The organism is Sphingorhabdus sp. (assembly GCF_046596595.1).
GTDB lineage: Bacteria > Pseudomonadota > Alphaproteobacteria > Sphingomonadales > Sphingomonadaceae > Sphingorhabdus_B.
In genome coordinates this window covers 1-3389 of record NZ_JBKJMB010000033.1, presented here as the reverse complement: position 1 = coordinate 3389, position 3389 = coordinate 1, and the positions used below count along the sequence as shown (strand labels likewise).

General features: G+C 58.5%; 4 protein-coding genes and 1 tRNA gene. All 5 read left to right on the top strand.

Going from position 1 to position 3389, the window contains the following annotated elements; genetic code table 11:
* Window positions 1-1251, top strand: a 1251-nt coding sequence (locus ACLL9E_RS02920) for a single-stranded-DNA-specific exonuclease RecJ (RefSeq protein WP_411290244.1), incomplete at its 5' end; no start/stop codon positions are given.
* 66 nt (window positions 1252-1317) lie between these two features.
* Window positions 1318-1392: transfer RNA gene (locus tag ACLL9E_RS02915), tRNA-Glu, on the top strand.
* 446 nt (window positions 1393-1838) lie between these two features.
* The gene (gene tnpA / locus ACLL9E_RS02910) at window positions 1839-2474 is read left to right on the top strand and encodes an IS66-like element accessory protein TnpA (RefSeq protein ID WP_411290243.1); all 636 of its coding nucleotides are present in this window, start codon (window positions 1839-1841) and stop codon (window positions 2472-2474) included.
* Window positions 2471-2824 carry an IS66 family insertion sequence element accessory protein TnpB gene (tnpB, locus tag ACLL9E_RS02905; RefSeq protein ID WP_411290242.1) on the top strand — a complete coding sequence of 118 codons (354 nt, stop codon included), beginning with the start codon at window positions 2471-2473 and terminating at the stop codon, window positions 2822-2824. Before tnpA ends, tnpB begins: the two co-directional genes overlap by 4 nt.
* A 58-nt stretch (window positions 2825-2882) precedes the next feature.
* On the top strand, window positions 2883-3389 hold a 507-nt coding region (locus ACLL9E_RS02900), incomplete at its 3' end, for an IS66 family transposase zinc-finger binding domain-containing protein (RefSeq protein WP_411290241.1).

Below are 3389 nucleotides of genomic sequence, written 5' to 3'. Positions count from 1 at the left end.
GACCATCACAAATGCGCGTCAGAGCTGCCTGAGGCCTTTGCCTTGGTGAACCCCAACCGGTTGGACGAAACCGATGAGGCGGCTTCCCACGGGCATCTGGCGGCGGTTGGTGTGGCGTTCCTGTTGGGCGCAGCGCTCATCCGGACGCTTCGTGGGCGGGGCTTTTTCGCCACCCGGCCCGAACCCAGTATCATGGAGCTGCTTGACCTTGTGGCGCTGGGAACCGTGGCTGATGTTGCGCAGCTGCGGGGCCTGAACAGGGCCTTTGTGGCACAAGGGTTGAAAGTCATGGCGGCGCGCCGCAACATCGGCCTGTCCGCGCTTATTCAGGCAAGCCGCCTGACTCGCGCACCTATTTGCTCTGACCTCGGCTTTGCCTTGGGACCGCGCATCAACGCAGGCGGCCGCGTCGGCAAATCCGACCTGGGTGTACGCTTGCTGACCACGCAAGATGCGGTCGAGGCGCAGGATATCGCGATGGAACTTGACCGGCTTAACGAAGAGCGCCGTGCGATTGAATCGATTGTGCAGGAACAGGCCGAAGCGTTGCTTCCCGGACAGCATAACCGCGCGGTCGCATTATTATCGGGTGAAGGCTGGCACCCGGGCGTCATTGGCATTGTCGCTGGCCGGATCAAGGAAAAGACAGGCAAGCCCTCCATTGTCATTGCGGTCGACGAACATGGCGTCGGCAAAGGGTCGGGCCGGTCGATTGCGGGCGTTGATTTGGGCGCGGCAATCATTTCGGCGCGCGAAGCAGGGTTGCTTGTCGCAGGCGGCGGCCATGCCATGGCGGCAGGATTGACGGTTGCGCATGACAAAATAGACGCCCTTGCCGACTGGCTGGATGCGCGTCTGGCCGCAGACGTGGCCAAATCATCGGGCGCGAAGGCGTTGTTGATTGACGCCATCGTCGCGCCGCGCGGCCTCAACCCTTTATTTGTCGATGCGATGGAGTCCGCCGGGCCCTATGGCATGGGCTGGCCCGGCCCACGTATTGTCGCAGGGCCATTACGGATCATCAAATGCGACATAGTGGGCAAAGATCATGTACGCGCAATTGTCGCAGGCGATGACGGGCAGTCGTTCAAGGCAATGGCATTTCGCCAGGGCGAGACCGCGCTTGGCCAGACTATGCTCCATGGCGATCGTGGCCGCCGCTACTGGTTTGCAGGCCGGGCCAAGACCGATGACTGGGGCGCAACGCCAAAAGCCGAGCTGCATGTCGACGACATCGCATTTGCAGACTGAATAAGCGCCAACTTGGCCTTGACGAGCGCAGAACGAATCCGTAAAGGCGCGGCTCGCCAAGCGATTGGCCCCTTCGTCTAGCGGTTAGGACGCGGCCCTTTCACGGCTGAAACACGGGTTCGATTCCCGTAGGGGTCACCAAATTTCGCCGTTTAGAACGGCTGGTAGAAACATCCCTAATACTTCCCAAACAGGCAATTTCGGCGCTGATTAAGTCGCCCGCCGTTGGCTGGCCTCTAGCTTAATCGTACCTCGGGGCGTTTCGATGATTTTGGTTGCGCCTAGAACCAAGTGCGATAATCCTCGCTGCAAAATTCCCTGCTAGCAGGGAATTAACAGGGAAAATCTGAATTATTGATCGTAATTTGGCTTGCAAAGCGCACTGAAAGCCGCAGAAAACCCATGCTTTCAAATAAAATTCCCTAGAAAAAGAACAGGGAATTAATTGATGGGTAACAGGGAATTGATCAACTCCTAACAGGGAAACATCTGCAAAAGAGTAAGCGTCCGGTGGTTGCACGGTTGATGTTTGCTGTGGGCGCCTGATTTTCTTTCGCAGATAGATTTGTGCGAAGGAGACCGGGATCATGGCAAGGGTGAGTACGCAGAAACGAGCCGAGCTGGAAAGTTTTTGGCGCGGCCATCATGAGGGTTGGCAGGCTAGCGATCTGAATCAGCGAGAATATTGCGAGCTGCATGGGTTGCCGTTGAAGCGGTTCGGCAACTGGCGGGCGCAGTTCATGGACGAAGAGATGGTGGTCAAGACCAATTTGCTCTGGCGGCGCGGTGGCGGGCTTAGACATATGTCTAGCCATATGTCTAATAGGGAAAATGAGCCGGTCTCAACAGGCTATGTTCCCACGGCACTGGCCGCTCCTGATGGGCGCCGTAACTTCAGGTTGAGCGATAAGAAGCGGGTCGTTGCCGAGGCGCTGGCACCAGGTGCTTCGATATCGGCCGTGGCGCGCCGTTACGGAATCGACAAGCCGTTGCTGTTCCGCTGGAAGCGCGAACTTGCGCCTGTGGCAGAGCCAGTGTTCGTGCCGGTGACCATTAGCGATGAACTGGACGGAACCGGGTTGACCGGGCAGGCTATGGCGGAGCGCACTGTGCCACAGATCGAGGTCGAGCTGGCAGGCGGGCAGCGGGTGCGGTTTATGCAAGATCTGGAACCCGAGAGGGTCCGTGCGCTTATTGCGGTGCTTGAGGGTGGCGCGTCATGATGATGCTTCCGTCAGGGATGAAGGTGCATATCGCTGTAGGCTATACCGATATGCGCAAAGGGATGGACGGGCTTGCGATGCTGGTCGAGAAGATGCTGCTGCAGGATCCCTTCTCGGGTCAGCTGTTCGCGTTCCGTGGCCGAAGGGCAAACCTGATCAAGATCATGTTCTGGGATGGCAATGGCTTATGCCTGTTCACTAAACGGCTTGATCAGGGCGGGTTTATCTGGCCGCAGCTGGGTGATCACGGCGGTAGGGTGGTGTTGAGCCCGGCACAACTGTCGTTGTTGATCGAGGGCATCGACTGGCGCGCGCCAGAGCGGGTATGGCGTCCCGAACGGGCTGGATAAATAGCGTAAACCCCGCAGAATAGCTTGGGGTTGCGCCTGTTTTAGTGTATAAGCAGCCATGCGGATCGACCTCGATAATCTGCCCCAGGATATGGCGCTTTTACACCGCCTGGTGCGCGATATCGCAGGCCTGATAGAGCACCGTGATGAGGAGATCGATAGGCTCCGCCAAATCATAAAGCAGCTCCAGCGTACGCAATATGGGCGCAGGTCAGAACGGCTTGATCCGGACCAGCTGGCACTTGGCCTTGAAGATCTTGATGCCGATATAGCCAGCATCTGCGAAAGCAAGCCAACCCCACTTATCGGCGAACCGACTGTAGCACGGCGCAAGGCTTTGCCCGAGCATCTGGAACGCTGCGATCGGCTGCTCGACATTGATGAAGGTGGCTGTGCGCATTGCGGCGGCACTCTCCATCCAATCGGCGAGAGCCAAGCCGAGATGCTTGACTGGGTCCCGGCAACGTTGCGCGTAATCCGGATCCGCCGTCCCAAATATGCGTGCCGCGGCTGCGCGACCGTGGTTCAGGCAGCTGCGCCCGAACGCGTCATCGCAGGCGGGCTG